At 60.6% G+C, this 15,119-nt stretch carries 8 protein-coding genes; all 8 read left to right on the forward strand.

The annotated features are described in order from the left end of the window. The first annotated feature begins 148 nt into the window (after positions 1-148). The 8 genes from F0185_RS25275 to F0185_RS25310 all read left to right on the forward strand — a co-directional run bounded on the left by F0185_RS25275 (position 149) and on the right by F0185_RS25310 (position 14,451). Entirely contained in the window at positions 149-1,648 is a 1,500-nt protein-coding gene (locus F0185_RS25275) for an amidohydrolase family protein (RefSeq protein WP_167229171.1), read from the forward strand. A gap of 662 nt (positions 1,649-2,310) precedes the next feature. Continuing rightward, entirely contained in the window at positions 2,311-5,730 is a 3,420-nt protein-coding gene (locus tag F0185_RS25280) for a TonB-dependent receptor (protein ID WP_167229173.1), read from the forward strand. 136 nt (positions 5,731-5,866) lie between these two features. After that, positions 5,867-7,555 carry a bifunctional metallophosphatase/5'-nucleotidase gene (locus tag F0185_RS25285; RefSeq protein ID WP_167229175.1) on the forward strand — a complete coding sequence of 563 codons (1,689 nt, stop codon included), beginning with the start codon at positions 5,867-5,869 and terminating at the stop codon, positions 7,553-7,555. Beyond that, the gene (locus F0185_RS25290; RefSeq protein WP_167229177.1) at positions 7,552-8,766 is read left to right on the forward strand and encodes a phospholipase D-like domain-containing protein; all 1,215 of its coding nucleotides are present in this window, start codon (positions 7,552-7,554) and stop codon (positions 8,764-8,766) included. Before F0185_RS25285 ends, F0185_RS25290 begins: the two co-directional genes overlap by 4 nt. Then, a complete protein-coding gene (locus F0185_RS25295) occupies positions 8,766-9,818 on the forward strand; it encodes a S1/P1 nuclease (protein ID WP_166894310.1) in 1,053 nt (350 codons plus the stop codon). The genes F0185_RS25290 and F0185_RS25295 overlap by 1 nt, the downstream gene beginning before the upstream one ends. 68 nt (positions 9,819-9,886) lie before the next feature. After that, complete coding sequence (locus tag F0185_RS25300; protein WP_167229179.1) at positions 9,887-10,717, forward strand: MipA/OmpV family protein; 831 nt, start codon at positions 9,887-9,889, stop codon at positions 10,715-10,717. Between the two features lie 231 nt (positions 10,718-10,948). Next, positions 10,949-12,334, forward strand: coding sequence for an HlyD family secretion protein (locus F0185_RS25305; RefSeq protein ID WP_167229181.1), 1,386 nt, complete (start codon positions 10,949-10,951; stop codon positions 12,332-12,334). Between the two features lie 20 nt (positions 12,335-12,354). Next, positions 12,355-14,451 (forward strand): peptidase domain-containing ABC transporter, encoded by a 2,097-nt coding sequence (locus F0185_RS25310; protein WP_167229183.1) that lies wholly within the window; start codon positions 12,355-12,357, stop codon positions 14,449-14,451. Positions 14,452-15,119: the final 668 nt, after the last annotated feature.

Below are 15,119 nucleotides of genomic sequence, written 5' to 3' on the forward strand. Positions count from 1 at the left end.
GCGGCGGTCTCCTGTTTTTTAAACCGCCGCTTTTGGGGGGCGGGCCCCCGGGGGGGGGGGTCCCATCCCCCCCTGCCCCCTGCGGGGTTTTGTCCCCCCGCGGGGGGGGGGGACGACGGCTTGTCAACTATACGAGAGAAGATGAACCATGATCCGTAAAACGAGCAGCCTGTTGATCGCCCTGGCGCTGGCAGCCAATGCGCACGCCGACGCGCCCACCGCCAAGTCCAAAGCCAACGAAGCGGCCACCGCGCGCCACCTCGCGGGCCTGATCGCCGGCGCCGAGCCAAAGCTGTCCGAACTGACCCTGTTCTTCTCGCAGATGCCCAAGGGCGCCGACCTGCACCACCACTATTCGGGCGCCCTCTACGCCGAACAATACGTCGACTTCCTCGACAAGCAGGGCCTGTGCGTCAACAAGCAGACCTACCGCGTCGAAACCAGCAAGGCCGTCATCGACGCCCAGCGCGCGCTGCCCGCCGCCGAGCGCACCTGCCTGTCATCAAGCGAGGTGCTGGCCGACGACCTGACCTATCGCGAGCTGCTGCAGCGCTGGTCGAGCAAGGACTTCTCCAACCACGGCGCGATCCAGCCGCCGCCGGACCGCCAGTTCTTCCAGACCTTCGGCTTTTTCGGCCCGGTCTCGAACGCCAACTATAACGAAGGCTTGCTGGAGCTGAAAAAGCGCGCCATCGCCGAAAACGTCGGCTACATCGAAACCATGTTCAAGCTCGCGCCGATGACCGGCAGCGCCGACGCCGATACGGCCATGTGGAAGGCCGCCGACGATGCCGCACTCACCGCCGCCATGCGCAACTGGATGGAAAAGCTCGACAAAGACCCCGCCTTCAACCAGGGCCTGGACGACTACGTCGCGCGCATCGAGACCAACCACGCCAACATCGACGACGCGCAGTTCACCATGCGCTACCAGGCGTATGTACTGCGCCTGGTCAACCCGTCGCTGGTGTTTTCGTCGATGCTGGCCGGCTTCAAGGCCGCCAGCCGGAGCGAGTTGATCGTCGGCGTCAATATCGTCGGCCAGGAAAGCCTGGCGCCGTCGATGCGCGACTATGAACTGCACATGAAGATGTTCCGCTTCCTGAAGACCCAGTATCCGAAAGTGAAGCTGGCCCTGCACGCCGGCGAACTGGCGCTGGGCGACGTGCCGCCGGAAGGGCTCAAGTTCCACATCGAGCAAGCCCTGAACGTGGCCGGCGCCGACCGCATCGGCCACGGCATCGACCTGGCGCACGAGTCGAATGCGACCGCGATCATGAAGACCATGCGCGAGAAGGATATTCCGGTCGAGATCAACCTGACCAGCAATGCCTTCATCTCCGGCATTGAAGGCGCCAATCATCCGGTGACCTTGTACCGCAAGTTCGGCGTGCCGTATGTGATTTCGACCGACGATGCCGGTGTCACGCGCCATAACCTGTCGCAGGAATACACGTTGTTCGCCAGCCGCTACCAGCCCTCGTACGCCGAAATCAAGAAGGTCTCGTACAACGGCGTGCGCTACGCCTTTTTGCCGGAGCAGCAAAAGCTGCGCCTGACGCGCCAGCTCGACGAGCGCTTTGCGCGCTTTGAAGCGCAGGTGGCAAGCTGGCCGACGGCCGCCAGCGCCAAGCCGCGCGCTCGCTGACTTGCCGCATCGCCTCCGGCACTGCCGGAGGCGATGGCGTTTTGCCGTTTTCCCGCTCCCACCTCCCAAACTCAGCACAAGCTCGTCCGTGCAATCTTGAGTTAGCCCAAATCTCCCCGCTTTAGTTGTAAAAAATGATTTACGTAATGGAAAGTGTGTGGCCGTCCCGCTACACATTTGCGCGTCAGGGCAAACGTTTGTCGAAATTCTGTATGAAAGGATTTCACCTCAGAACGTAGGATTTATAATCCCGCCAAGGCCACAAGCCCGGAAACACGCCTCAGGAACCCCTTCTAGCACTACTTTATGCATGAATTTATATGATCGATATATAAATGCATAAATGAAATGGTATTTGTCAGCCGCGCAGCCAGTGCTGCATAGTTGCCTGAGGATGATCCACGAAGCAATCTTGCCAGTCGCCACTTGGTCATGCTGGTGACATATTAAGTCAGTAGACTTGCGCGCTGCGCAGGACATTGTCGCGGTCGAGCGCGCTCGCTTGACGGACCTGGCCGATGAGAATAAGAACGGCATCGCGTTGATGTGACTGGTTTTTCGTGGCGGCGCCACCCGCGCCGCCAGCGCAGATTTGCAACAAAGTACAGAGGGAAAGCACCGCCGCTTTCCCACCATAACATGTCTTTTTTTGGGGTTACACAATGATCAAACATAATCGGATGCAGGTCACCAAGCTGGCGCTGGCGCTATCGATCGCGCTGGCGACCTTGCCGGCCATGGCGCAGAACACCACGTCGGCCATCGGCGGGCGCATTTCCGCCGCCGACGGCAAGCCAGCCAGCGGCGCGACCGTATCCATCGTCCACGCCGAATCCGGTTCCGTCAGCAATGTCGTCACCGATGGCGAAGGGCGCTATGTGGCGCGCGGCCTGCGTTCGGGCGGCCCGTACACGATCATCATCACCAAAGACGGCATCACCGAAAAACGCGAAGGTGTGTTCATCCAGCTGGCCGAGACCGCTTCCATCGACGCCACCCTGGGCGCGCCGATGCAGACCGTGACCATCGCCGGTTCGGCTGCCCGTTCCGAAAAATTCTCGAAAACCAACATGGGCTCGGGCACCAGCCTCGGTTCGACCGAAATCGCCACCCAGGCATCGATCCAGCGCAATCTGCAGGACTACGCCCGCGCCGACCCGCGCGTGGCCCAGACCGACAAGGAACGCGGCGAAATCTCCGTGGCCGGCCAGAACTCGCGCTACAACTCGCTGACCATCGACGGCGTGGCCGTGAACGACACCTTCGGCCTGGAATCGAACGGCAGCCCGACCGCCAAGCAGCCGATCTCGATCGAAGCGATCCAGACCGTGCAGGTCAACGTCGCCAACTACGACGTCACGCAAAAGGGCTACACCGGCGGCAACATCAATGCCGTCACCAAGTCCGGCACCAACACCCTCAAGGGCAGCCTGTATTACGTGTTCCGTAACGACAAGATGTCGGGCGATCGCTACAACAACGCCAACGACACCTACTACGCGCCGCCATCGTCGAAGGACACCACCGCCGGCTTCACCCTGGGCGGCCCGCTGATCCAGGACAAGCTGTTCATTTTCGCCAACTACGAGAAGCTCGAGTCGAGCCGCGCCGCGCCGGCCTTCGGCCCGCTGGGCAGCTCGCTGACCAACGTCGGCATTTCGCCGCTGCTGATCTCGTCGGCCCAAAGCATTGCCAAGGACCGTTACGGCCTCAATGCCGGCACCACCGACGTGCCGAGCGGCGCCAAGCTGAATGTGGAAGATGCGCTGGTCAAGGTCGACTGGAACATCAACGACGACCACCGCGCCATGTTCCGCTACTCGAAGACGTCGCAGTCCGAGCCGCAATTTGCCGGCATTTCCGCCACCGGCCTGTCGCTCAATTCGCAGTGGTTCGCGCAAGACAAGACCATCGAAACCTTCGTGGCCCAGCTGACGTCCGACTGGAGCCCGAACTTCTCGACCGAATTCAAGATTTCGCAGCGCGACTACGACAGCGTGCCGACCCTGAACTCGCGCCTGCCGTCGATCAGCCTGTCGATGACCGGTCGTAATCCGGACGGTACGCCGGCATCGGTGCCAACCACCAACCGCTCGCTCGCCTTCGGCACTGAGAACAGCCGTCACCGCAACGTTCTCGGCACCAAGACCGACGACATTTACCTGGGCGCAAACTGGGCCCTGGGCGATCACGAAGTCAAGTTCGGCACCGACTACAGCAACAACAAGGTCTACAACGCTTTCCAGCAAAACATTTTCGGCAACTACTCGTTCAGCTGCCAGAACAGCAGCGATACCTGGACCTACAGCTTCGGCAAGATCACCTGCGGCAGCGCGACCCCTGCCCAGGTTGAACAGGCGATCCTGGAAAACTTCAGCAAAGGCCGTCCAAGTTCGTACCAGGTGCAGGTTGCCGCACCTGGCGTGAACCTGGCCGACGCCGTCGCCGACTTCTCGCTGAAAAACTACGGCGCGTTTGTGCAGGATACCTGGACCCTCAGCCCACGCCTGACCGTGACCGCCGGCGTGCGTCTCGACGCCGCCCGCATCAGCGACCGTCCGCGCCGCAACAACGCCATCGCCGCAGCGAAGATCGAAGGCAATGTGCTGACCGGCGCGCGCGAAAAAGGCGGCTATGGCATGGACAACACCAACACCTTCGACGGCCAGAACCTGGTGCAGCCGCGTTTCGGCATCAACTACCAGCTCGACACCAGCCGCAAGATGCAAATTCGCGGTGGCGCCGGCCTGTTCCAGGGTAACGCCGCCGCTGTGTGGCTGTCGAACCCGTTCTCGAATCCTGGCGTGGCAACCACCACGGTCGGTTGCGGCACCGGCAACTTTGCGTCGTGCAACGGCGCGACCATCTTCAATGCCGATCCAGACCAGCAAAAGACCAACTTCGTCGGCGTGACCACGCCAGCGGCCAACGTCGACATCCTGGCGCAAGGCTTGCGCCAGCCGTCGGTGTGGAAGGCCAACGTCGCCTTCGACATGGAACTGCCTTGGTACGGCCTGGTGTTCAGCGCGGAATACCTGCACGTCAAGTCCAAAGATGCGATCTACTACCAGAACTTGAACCTCGGCGCCGCCACCCGTAAAGGCAGCGACGGCCGCGACCTGTTCTACACCAACCAGGCTTACAACAAGGATTGCTGGAGCTCGAACGGTAACGTGATCAACAGCGGCACCGTCTGCGGCGGCCTGCGTTCTAAAGCACTGAGCAACGAATCGTTCGCCAACGTGCTGCTGGCGCAAAAGACCGACAAGGGCGGCAGCGGCATGGCCACCATGTCGATCAGCCGTCCGATGACCTCGGGCCTGGGCTGGTCGATGGCGTACACCTACACCGACGCCAAGGAAGTCTCGCCACTGACCTCGTCGACCTCGAACTCGAACTTCACCGGCCGTTCGGTGTTCAATCCGAATGAAGAAGTCAACGCCAATTCGAGCTACCTGGTCAAGAACCGCGTGAACGCCATCGTCAACTTCCAGAAGAACTTCTTCGGTGCTTACAAGACGCGCTTCGGCATGTTCTACGAAGGCCGTTCGGGTAAACCTTACAGCTGGACCATCAACAACGACTTGAACGGCGACGGCTCCGGTGGTAACGACTTGATGTACATCCCGTCGGCGCCAGGTTCGGGCGAAGTGGTGTTCGCTGGCGATGTCGGAGGCAGCCATGCCAACGAAGACAAGTTCTGGGGCGTGGTCAACAGCAACAGCGTGCTGAAAAAAGCCGCTGGCGGCGTGGTTGGCCGTAACACGGACTTCTCGCCATGGACCAACAGCTTCGACATGCGCATCGCCCAGGAACTGCCAGGTCTGTTCGCGAAAAATAAGGCCGTGTTCAGCCTCGACTTCTTCAACGTCGGCAACCTGCTGAACAAGAAATGGGGCCGTATCAATGAAGTGGCCTTCCAGGGCGCCGGCGCGCAGGCGCGCAGCTTCGTCGACTACGTCGGCATGGATGGGAACAAGTACATCTACAAAGTACGCGACAACGTTGAATCGCTCGACGTTCGCCAGACCAAGGGCGAATCGCAGTGGGCCATCCAGGCGACCGTCAAGTACGAATTCTGATGCCTAGCTAAGTAACTCAAGGAACGGCCGGTGGCGACACTGGCCGTTTTTTTTCGTCCCGCGCGATACATTCCCGATACATTTCAAGGGGCGTAGCGTCCGCTGCGGCCCGCGCTCTTCGGTTATCCTACTACCTATGACACTATTCTCAAGGCCCCTTTGCGCCGCGCTCGCCGCGGCCTTCCTGTCGGCGGGCTGCGCCACGCGCCCGACGGCCCAGATCGAGATCAACCTGGTTGCGCTGAACGACTTCCACGGCCACCTCGACGCCACCAAATTCCAGTACAACAGCATCCACGCCAGCGGCCAGCAAACCGTGCAAGCGGGCGGGGTCGACACCATCGCCGCCGCCGTCCAGGCCTGGCGCCGCGAGGACAAGGACCTGCTGTTCGTCGGCGCCGGCGACCTGATTGGCGCCTCGCCCGCCATGTCGTCGATGTGGGCGGACGAACCGGCGCTGGAGGCGTTGACCATGGCCGGCATGCGCATCTCCTCGGTCGGCAATCACGAATTCGATAACGGCCGCGCCGAACTGCTGCGCCAGCAGCGCGGCGGCTGCGAGTCGGTGCGCCCCGAAAAGGCCTGCCAGTTCACCAAGGACTTCCGTGGCGCCGGCTTTAGCTACCTGGCCGCCAACGTGATCGACGACGCCACCGGCAAGCCGTTCCTGCCGGCTTACCGGATCGAAGACGTCAAGGGCGTCAAGGTCGGCCTGATCGGCGCCGTGCTGCGCAACACCGCCTCCGTGGTGCTGGCCTCGGGCATCGTCGGCCTGACGTTCGAAGATGAAGCGACTGCGATTAACCGCGTCATCCCCGCCATGCGCGCGCAGGGAGCGCAGGTGTTCGTGGTGCTCATTCACGAAGGCGGGACCACGCCGGAACCGTTCGACAAGCCCGATTGCAGCAAGCTGAAAGGCCCGGTGGTCGACATCGTCAAGAAGCTCGATCTGGCCATTCGCGTGATCGTCAGCGGCCACTCGCACACGGGCTTCCAGTGCAAGGTCGACGGGCGCGTGGTGACCCAGGGCGAGATGGGCGGCCATGTCCTCTCGCGCATCAAGATGATGGTCGACCCGGCCAGCGGCGCGGTGGGCGACATCGCGGTGCGCAACGTGATCATGAAACCGGGCCAGTATCCACCGGATGAACGCGTCTCGGCTTTCCTCAAGCAAGCGAAGGATCGCAGCGAGCAGGCCCTTGGGCGCCCGGTCGCGCGCGTGGCTGTGCGCTCGATCCACCGCAAGGAAAGCGCGGGCGGCGAAACCGTGTTGGGTGGCCTGATCGCCGACGCGGTGCTGTCCGCCACCGAATCGCAGGGCGTGCAGATCGGCTTCATGAACATGGGCGGCATGCGCCAGGATCTCGACGTCGAAGCCAACCTCACCGCCACCTACGGCGACGTGCAGATCGTGCTCCCGTTCGGGAACACCATCGTGGTCATGGACATGAGCGGCGCTCAACTGCGCGCGCTGCTCGAACAGCAATGGGCGCGTCCGGGCGCGAGCAGCGTCTCGGTGCTGCAGGTGTCGGATGGCTTCAGCTATCGCTGGAACAAGGCCGCGCCGAAAGGACAGCGCGTCGTGCGCGACAGCGTCACCCTGAACGGCAAGGCGATCGACGACGCCGCCATTTATCGCGTGGCCGGGAATAACTTCCTGGCCGAAGGCGGCGACAGCTTCCCCGCCTTTGCCGCCGCCACCAACAAGCGCGATACGCAGATCCGCGATATCGACGCCGTGGTGCAATTCCTGGTCAAGCAGGACAAGGCCGGCAAGCCGGCGGGCAGCGACACGCCGCCGGGTCGCATCGGGACGGTCCAATGACGCCCCTTCGGCGCGGCCTCGTCGCACTGCTTGCGCTGGTCCTGGGACCGCATGCGCAGGCCGGTTTTTCCATCCCCGGCTATGAACTGGTGCAGACCGCGCCGGTGGAAACGACGCTCGTCAACGCCGACCTGCGCAGCAGCGCCGCGGTCTGGACGCAGCTGTTCGACGAGGCGCGCAGCGAGATCGTGATCGGCCAGTTCTACGCCATCAGCAAGGCCGGCACGCCGTTCGACAAGGTGGTGGAGCGCCTGGAGGCGGCCAGCGCGCGCGGTGTGAAGATCCGCTTTTTGCTCGACAAGAAAGGTATCGGCCTGTCCGATCCGGCCACCTTGGAGCGGCTGCGCAAGGTCCCCAATCTGGAGATGCGCGTGCTCGATTACGCGCAGCTGACCGGCACCGGCATCATCCACGCCAAGTACCTCGCGGTGGACAAGAAGGCCGCCTTTATCGGCAGCCAGAATTTCGACTGGCGCGCCTTTACCCACATTCACGAAACGGGCCTGTTGATTACCGACGCGGCCATGGTGGCGCAGGTGCACGCGGTCTTCGAACGTGACTGGCAGGCGCAGTCGCTGCTGGCGGCCAAGCTGGCGGTGCCGCGCGCGCTGGCCGTTGCGGTATCGCCGCAAGCTGCGCAACTGGTCGCCAGCCCGGCGGCGTACAACCCGCCCGGCGTGGCCGATTCCGAAGTGGTGCTGCCGGCGCTGCTGGCCGATGCGCGCAGCGAGGTGCGTATCCAGTTGCTCGACTATGCGCCGCTCGGCTACGGACCTGACAACACGCGCCCGTACTATGGCGTGATCGACAATGCGGTGCGCGCGGCCGCAGCGCGCGGCGTGAAAATCAAGCTGATGGTATCGAACTGGAACACCGACCAACCCGGCATCGCCTACCTCAAAAGCCTGGCGCTGCTGCCGAACGTGGAGGTGCGCATCGTCACCTTGCCGGTGGCGTCGGGCGGGCCGATTCCGTTCGCGCGCGTCATCCACAGCAAGACCATGACGATCGACGGCAAGCTGGCCTGGGTCGGCACCAGCAACTGGGCCGGCGGCTACTTCGACAAGTCGCGCAATCTCGAAGTCGTGCTGCGCAACGAGAAAATGGCGCAGCGCCTCGGCGCGCTGCACGAGCAGGCGTGGAGCTCCTCGTACGCGGCGCCGATCGAGATTGGCAAAGACTATCCAAAACCGAACAAGGGAAATGAATGATGAAGAAACTGGCTTGTGTACTGGCGCTGTCCGCCGCCTTCGTGTCGGCCGAGGCGCTGGCTTGGGGCGCCGAGGGGCACCGCGCGGTCGGCGCCATCGCCGAAAAACTGATCAAGGGCAGCAACGCCGAAAAGCAGGTGGCGGCCTTGCTGCTGCCGGGAGAGAGCCTCGAATCGATCACGGTATGGGCCGACAGCGCCAAGGGCGGCGTCGGCTACACGCCGCCGACCGCCGAGATGAACGCTTACACGGCGGTCAATCCGCGCCACAGTGAATATCACTACACCGACATCCCGTTCCAGAACGAGCACTATCATGACGGTGCGGTGGGCACGGCCGATGTCGACATCGTGCAAACGCTCAAGCAGGCCATCGCCGTCTTGCAGGGCAAGACCGATCCGGCGCTCAATCCCAACAAACTGACCCGACGCCAGGCCTTGCTGCTGGTGGCGCACATGACCGGCGACATCCACCAGCCGCTGCACGTTGGCGCGGCGTTTGTCGGCAAGGATGGCAAGTTCGTTGTGCCGAAAAAGCACGAGGATGTCGACAGCCTGAATATCTACGATTCGCGCGGCGGCAACAGCCTGCTGCTCGACGACGACAAGCTCACGTCGCTCAGCGCGAAGCTGATCGAGGGCGAAGCCAAGCCCCTGCCGCCGGGTGCGCAGAAGTGGACCACGCGGCCGTTCCACTCGTACTGGGACAGCACCGTGGTCGATTACGCGATGCGCCGCATCAGCACCAAGACGCCGGAGCAGTTCGCGCAGAAGGTCATCGACGGCAAACCGGTGGTGGCGATGAACACGGGCGATGCGACCAGTTGGCCGTACCAGTGGGCGGACGACGCGCTGGCCGCGTCCAAGCTGGCGTATTCGGATGTAACGCCGGGTGCGATCGGCAAGCAGACCAACCGCAAAGGCGAGACCTACTACACCTTCGGGCTGGAGATGGGATCGAACTACCCGGTGCCGAGTTCCGCGCTGGCCAAAACGCAGCTGATCAAAGGCGGCTACCATCTGGCGTCGCTGCTGCAAACCATCTGGCCGTAAATCTTCCCCCACCGTCGTACCCGCGAAGGCGGGTACCCAAGTTCGCAGATCCACCCGTGAGCATCCTCATGAAACCAGCCGCAATAGTCGCCGTCGTATTCCTGGCCCTCCCCATTGCGGCCCGCGCCGCACCCGCCCAAAGCAAACCGCTCCCCCTGTGGGAAGCCGGCGTCCTCGGCGGCGTCGCCTCCACCCCAGCCTACCCCGGCGCGGCCGACCGCTCCACGCGCGGCTTGCTGCTGCCGTTCCTGATCTATCGCGGCAAGGTATTTCGCGCCGATCAATCCGGCATCGGCGCACGCCTGGTCAAGCGCGAAGCTGTGGAACTCGACGTCGGCCTGGCGGCGTCGCTGCCGGCCCGCTCCGACGACGTGGCGGCGCGCTCCGGCATGCCCAATCTCGGCACCTTGCTCGAATTCGGGCCGCGCCTGAAAGTGCGCATCGCCGAGCCGAGCGCGTCGAGCCGGATCCGCCTCGACATCCCGCTGCGCGCCGTGATCGAAGCGCGCGCCGGGGTGCGCACGCAGGGCTTCACGTTCGAACCGAAAGTGGTGTACGAGATGCGCAGCGCCGATGGCCTGTGGACGTTCGATGCCAACGCGGGCGTCGTCATCGGCGACAAGAAGGTGAACCGCTACTTCTACGAAGTGCAGCCCCAGTACGCCACGTCCGCGCGGCCGGCTTACCGGTCCGCCGCGGGACTGATGCTCACGCGTGTGGGCGCAAGCGCCTCGCGCATGATCAACGAGGATGTGCGCGTGTTCGGCTTTGTGCGCCTTGAAAGTTACGCGGGCGCTGCCAACGAAGACAGTCCGCTGATGAAGAAGAAGTCCGGCGCCTCGGCTGGCGTGGCGTTTGCATGGACGCTGGGCCGCTCAACGCGCTTGGCGGGCGACTGATCCGCTTTGCAAGCGCAGCCACTCATCAGGGCAGCGCGATAAGCGCACGATCTTGTGCGTGTGGTTTTGTTTTACCGCAAGCTGAATTGCAATAAGCTAATGTCGGGAAAACTTACGTTAAGTCATTAGATGACGCTGCATGTTCGATAGCCTGTAAGACTCCGTTTCTTCACGCAAACCGCGTCGCTGCAAGGCGATGCGCGCTGCCCATCGTGAAATGAGACTTGTCCAATGTCGAACATTTGTCAGAACACGCTCAATACCGCCTCGCCGGATGTAAGGCAGGCCGCCCCTCCCGAATATCAATCGGCAGTCAACGATACATTCTTCCGCAAAGAAGTGGCACAAGCGCATTCCGATCAATGGATGGGTACCATTCGGCTCGCCCAGCCCATGTCGGTCAGAATCGTGGCGGGTTTTGCCATGGTCATTGCGCTGTGCGTCCTCGCCTACATTTTCTTCGGCACCGTGACCAGAAAGGCGCGGGTGACTGGCATGACTTTGCCTGCCGGAGGAAGCTTGACGATCTCCGCGATGAACCCGGGAATTCTGACCCGTAGCTTCGTGACCGAAGGTCAAGCTGTGATCGCCGGGCAGCCGCTGTTCGAGGTGGCGACGGAACGCCAGGGAAGCAGCGGAGAAATTTCCATGCTGGTGGCTCAACAGTTAACAATCCAGAAAAACACCTTGGCCTCCGAACGCCGCACCCGCGTCGCGCAGCATCGCGACAAGGCGAGTGCAATCGATGAACGCCTGGTGAATGTCAATGCGGAGACGCTGGAACTCGATCAGGAAATTGCGCTAGCGCAGCGGCGCCTCGACCTCGCAAAGTCGAGCTTGGTCAAGTACGAAACCCTGCAAGGCAGCGGCTTTGTTTCAGCTGCGCAGACGCAGCAAAAGCAGGAAGAACTGATCGATCTTGGTGCAAGGATGAGTACGCTCACAAGGGCAAAGCTGCAACTCCAAGCCACCAAGCTGAACCTGGCTGCCGAACGTACCGCCAGCGTGGGCGAGCTGGATAATACGATGAGTCAATTGCAGCGCTCAGAGGCTATCGTCGACAAGGATATAGCCGAAAACCACAGCCGGAGAACCAGTCTGATACTCGCACCGCAGGCAGGCGTTGTGGCGACGATTACTTACCGTTCCGGGCAAGCGGTCGCGGCGGCTCAGTCTCTTGCGGTGTTGATACCTCAGGCGAGCAGCAAGCAAAACATGGAACCTTTGGAGGTGCAACTTTACGCGCCCAGCCGGATGATGGGCTTTGTCGCTACCGGCCAAACGGTCTTGATTCGTTATCAGGCCTATCCCTATCAGAAATTCGGCCTGCATCGGGGGCGCATTGTCGATATCAGCAAGGCGCCGTTTGCGCCAAACGATCTTCCCCCTCACTTGGCCAGCACGATATTAAGCAATGCCCTGCAGAGCATGCCGGGTGTAAACAGCAACGAGGCCTTGTTCCGAATCAAAGTGCAGTTGTCGCGCCAGAGCATCGATGTCTATGGCGTAGCGCAGCCACTGCCTGCCGGGATGACGCTGGATGCCGATATCGTCCAGGACCGGCGACGCATCTGGGAATGGATCGCGGCCCCGTTGCTGGCTGCGACGCAGCGCTGAGTCAATCTGAGGAGGCGGTGATGAAAACCATTCTGCAGACCGAATCGAGCGAATGCGGCCTTGCGTGTCTCGCCATGGTGGCAAGCCACTTCGGCAGTCATATGGACCTTGCGGATTTACGAAGGCGTTTTTCGATCAGCCTCAAGGGCGCAAGCCTGGCTCAATTGATGCGTCACGCCGGCTCGATGCATTTGGCCCCGCGGCCTTTAAAACTGGCGCTGGAAGAGTTGGGTGCCTTGAAGTGCCCTTGCATCTTGCACTGGAACCTGAATCATTTTGTCGTACTTAAAAAGATCAAGCGCAGCTTGCGCGGCATGACGACTGTGGTTATTCTCGATCCCGCTGTTGGCGAACGTGTTCTGACGATGGCTGAGGTGTCGGATCATTTCACCGGTGTCGCACTGGAACTTGTGCCGACGGCGCAATTTGAGCAGAAGGACGCCACCCGCAAGATGTCGATCAAGCAGTTGACCGGGCCGGTCGTGGGATTGCGCCGGGCCTTATTGCAAGTGTTTGCGCTGGCACTTGCGTTGGAAGTGTTTGCGCTTGTATCGCCGCTGTTCAATCAATATGTGATCGATGAGGTGATCGTCAGCGGCGATCATCAACTGCTGCAGATTTTGGTTGTCGGCTTTGCTCTCTTGCTGGTCACGCAGACGCTGATTGGTATCGCGCGCAGCCTGGTGCTCATGAGATGGAGCATCGACGTTGGCCTGCAATGGTCGGCCCGTGTCTTCTCGCATCTGGTCAGTCTGCCGACAGTGTTTTTTGAAAAACGTCACTTGGGCGACGTGCTCTCTCGTTTTGGCAGTATCGCCGCGATCCAGCAAACGTTAACCAGTGTCTTTGTGGAAAGCGCACTCGATGGTTTGATGGCGTTGCTGGCCGTGGGGATGATGCTGATGTACAGCGCTGAGCTCACGCTGATCGTCGCCATCAGCGTCGCTCTGTACGCCGCATTGAGGTGGATTTTTTACCAGCCGCTCAGGATCGCATCGCAGGAACGCCTGATCCTCGCGGCAAAGGAAAATACGCATTTTGTGGAAACCGTACGCGCCATCGTTCCCCTCAAATTGTTCGGGCGGGAGACCGAGCGCAAGGCGCGCTGGCAAAACCTCAAACAGGATGTCGTCAATCGTGACGCCAGAACCGAAAAACTCATCATCCTGATCAAGGCGGGGAACAGCACAATCATCGGCTTGCAAAGTCTCATCGTTTTCTACATTGGGGCAGGGCTGGTGCTGCGAAATGCGCTGACGGTGGGTATGCTGATGGCATTCATCAGTTACGCGACGACATTCGCAGGCCGTATGGTCAGCCTCGTGGATATGTTGATCAACCTGAAGATGCTTGGGCTGCACGCCGAACGTCTGTCCGATATCGTTCTTGAGCCGGCGGAGCCCACGACCATGTCGGAAAGCGACCTAAGCCGCATTTCTCCCAGCATCACCCTGCGCGATGTGAAGTTTCGCTATGCGGACGGCGAACCTTGGATTCTGGATGGGGTGAATCTGCACATCCCGGCAGGGCAGAACGTGGCGCTCGTCGGTCCCAGCGGATGTGGCAAGACGACAATGTGCAAGATCCTTCTCGGACTGCTTGCGCCCACCGAAGGGGAGGTGATGATCGATGGAATCCCGATTCAGCAGCTTGGTTTGCAGGCCTATCGACAACTCGTCGGCACAGTCATGCAAGATGATGTTCTCCTGGCAGGTTCCATCATCGACAACATCAGTTTTTTCGACAGCAGATGTGAATACGCGGATGTCGAGCGGTGCGCCCGTATGGCGGCTGTACACGAGGAAATCGCTTCCATGCCGATGGGGTATCAGACGCTCGTTGGCGATATGGGGAGCAGTTTGTCCGGGGGGCAGAAACAGCGCATTCTCCTGGCACGCGCGTTATACAAATCTCCCAAAGTCCTGGCCTTGGATGAAGCGACCAGTCATCTCGATATTCAAAATGAACAGCTCGTCAATGCAGCGCTGAGTGCAATGGCACTGACGCGCATCATGGTGGCGCACCGCCCGGAAACGATCAACTCTGCGGATCGGGTTGTTGGCTTAAATGCTGGTAAGGCATCGGATTTGCGAACAGTTAATTCCTCATTCTTATAACTCAGGAAAACTGCGGTTTTTGGTAACCATTCAGCCATTACGCGACTGATAAGATAGAAATTTCATCGTGACTCAGGCCGAACAATCAAAAAAATTAGATAAGAAAAAGATGTTGATTGTAGAAAGTCAACGATCGATACGGGAGGGGAACTGAAATCGGTTTGAACAGCCTTTATTGATAAGTCTGCTAGCCCACCGTAAGTAGCGAGCGGTGCGTATTGTACTTAAAGGAGAAAGTATGAGAGCCCTGACAACCAGTGAAGTTGATCATGTATCTGGCGGAGACATTTCCAAAGCAGTAGTCACAGCAGGCACGACAGTAGGCTCAGCGCAGATTGGTGCGTTTCTTGGCGGTGCACGACTAGGGGCAATGTTCGGTTCCGCAGCCGGCCCTATAGGTGCAGTTATAGGCGCCATGGTTGGTGGTGGAGTGACTTACGCATATCTTCGAACAAAAAATTAGGGTTTGCTCGGAACTGAACGTGTTGAGAGTTGCATAACGTTTGCCGCGTAATAACTGTAAATATTATTGCCGGAAAAATTTTCCGGGCGGCGGCAATTTGAAATCGCCCCGCCCGGGTTTACTTAAATTTTTCAATATTGGGGGATTAAATGTCGCCTAACGAAAAAACCAGCCGCAATATTTCGACAATTTCCTATCCTCAGCC

Origin of the sequence: Massilia rubra, assembly GCF_011682065.1 — a bacterium.
Taxonomy (GTDB): Bacteria; Pseudomonadota; Gammaproteobacteria; order Burkholderiales; family Burkholderiaceae_D; genus Telluria_A; species Telluria_A rubra.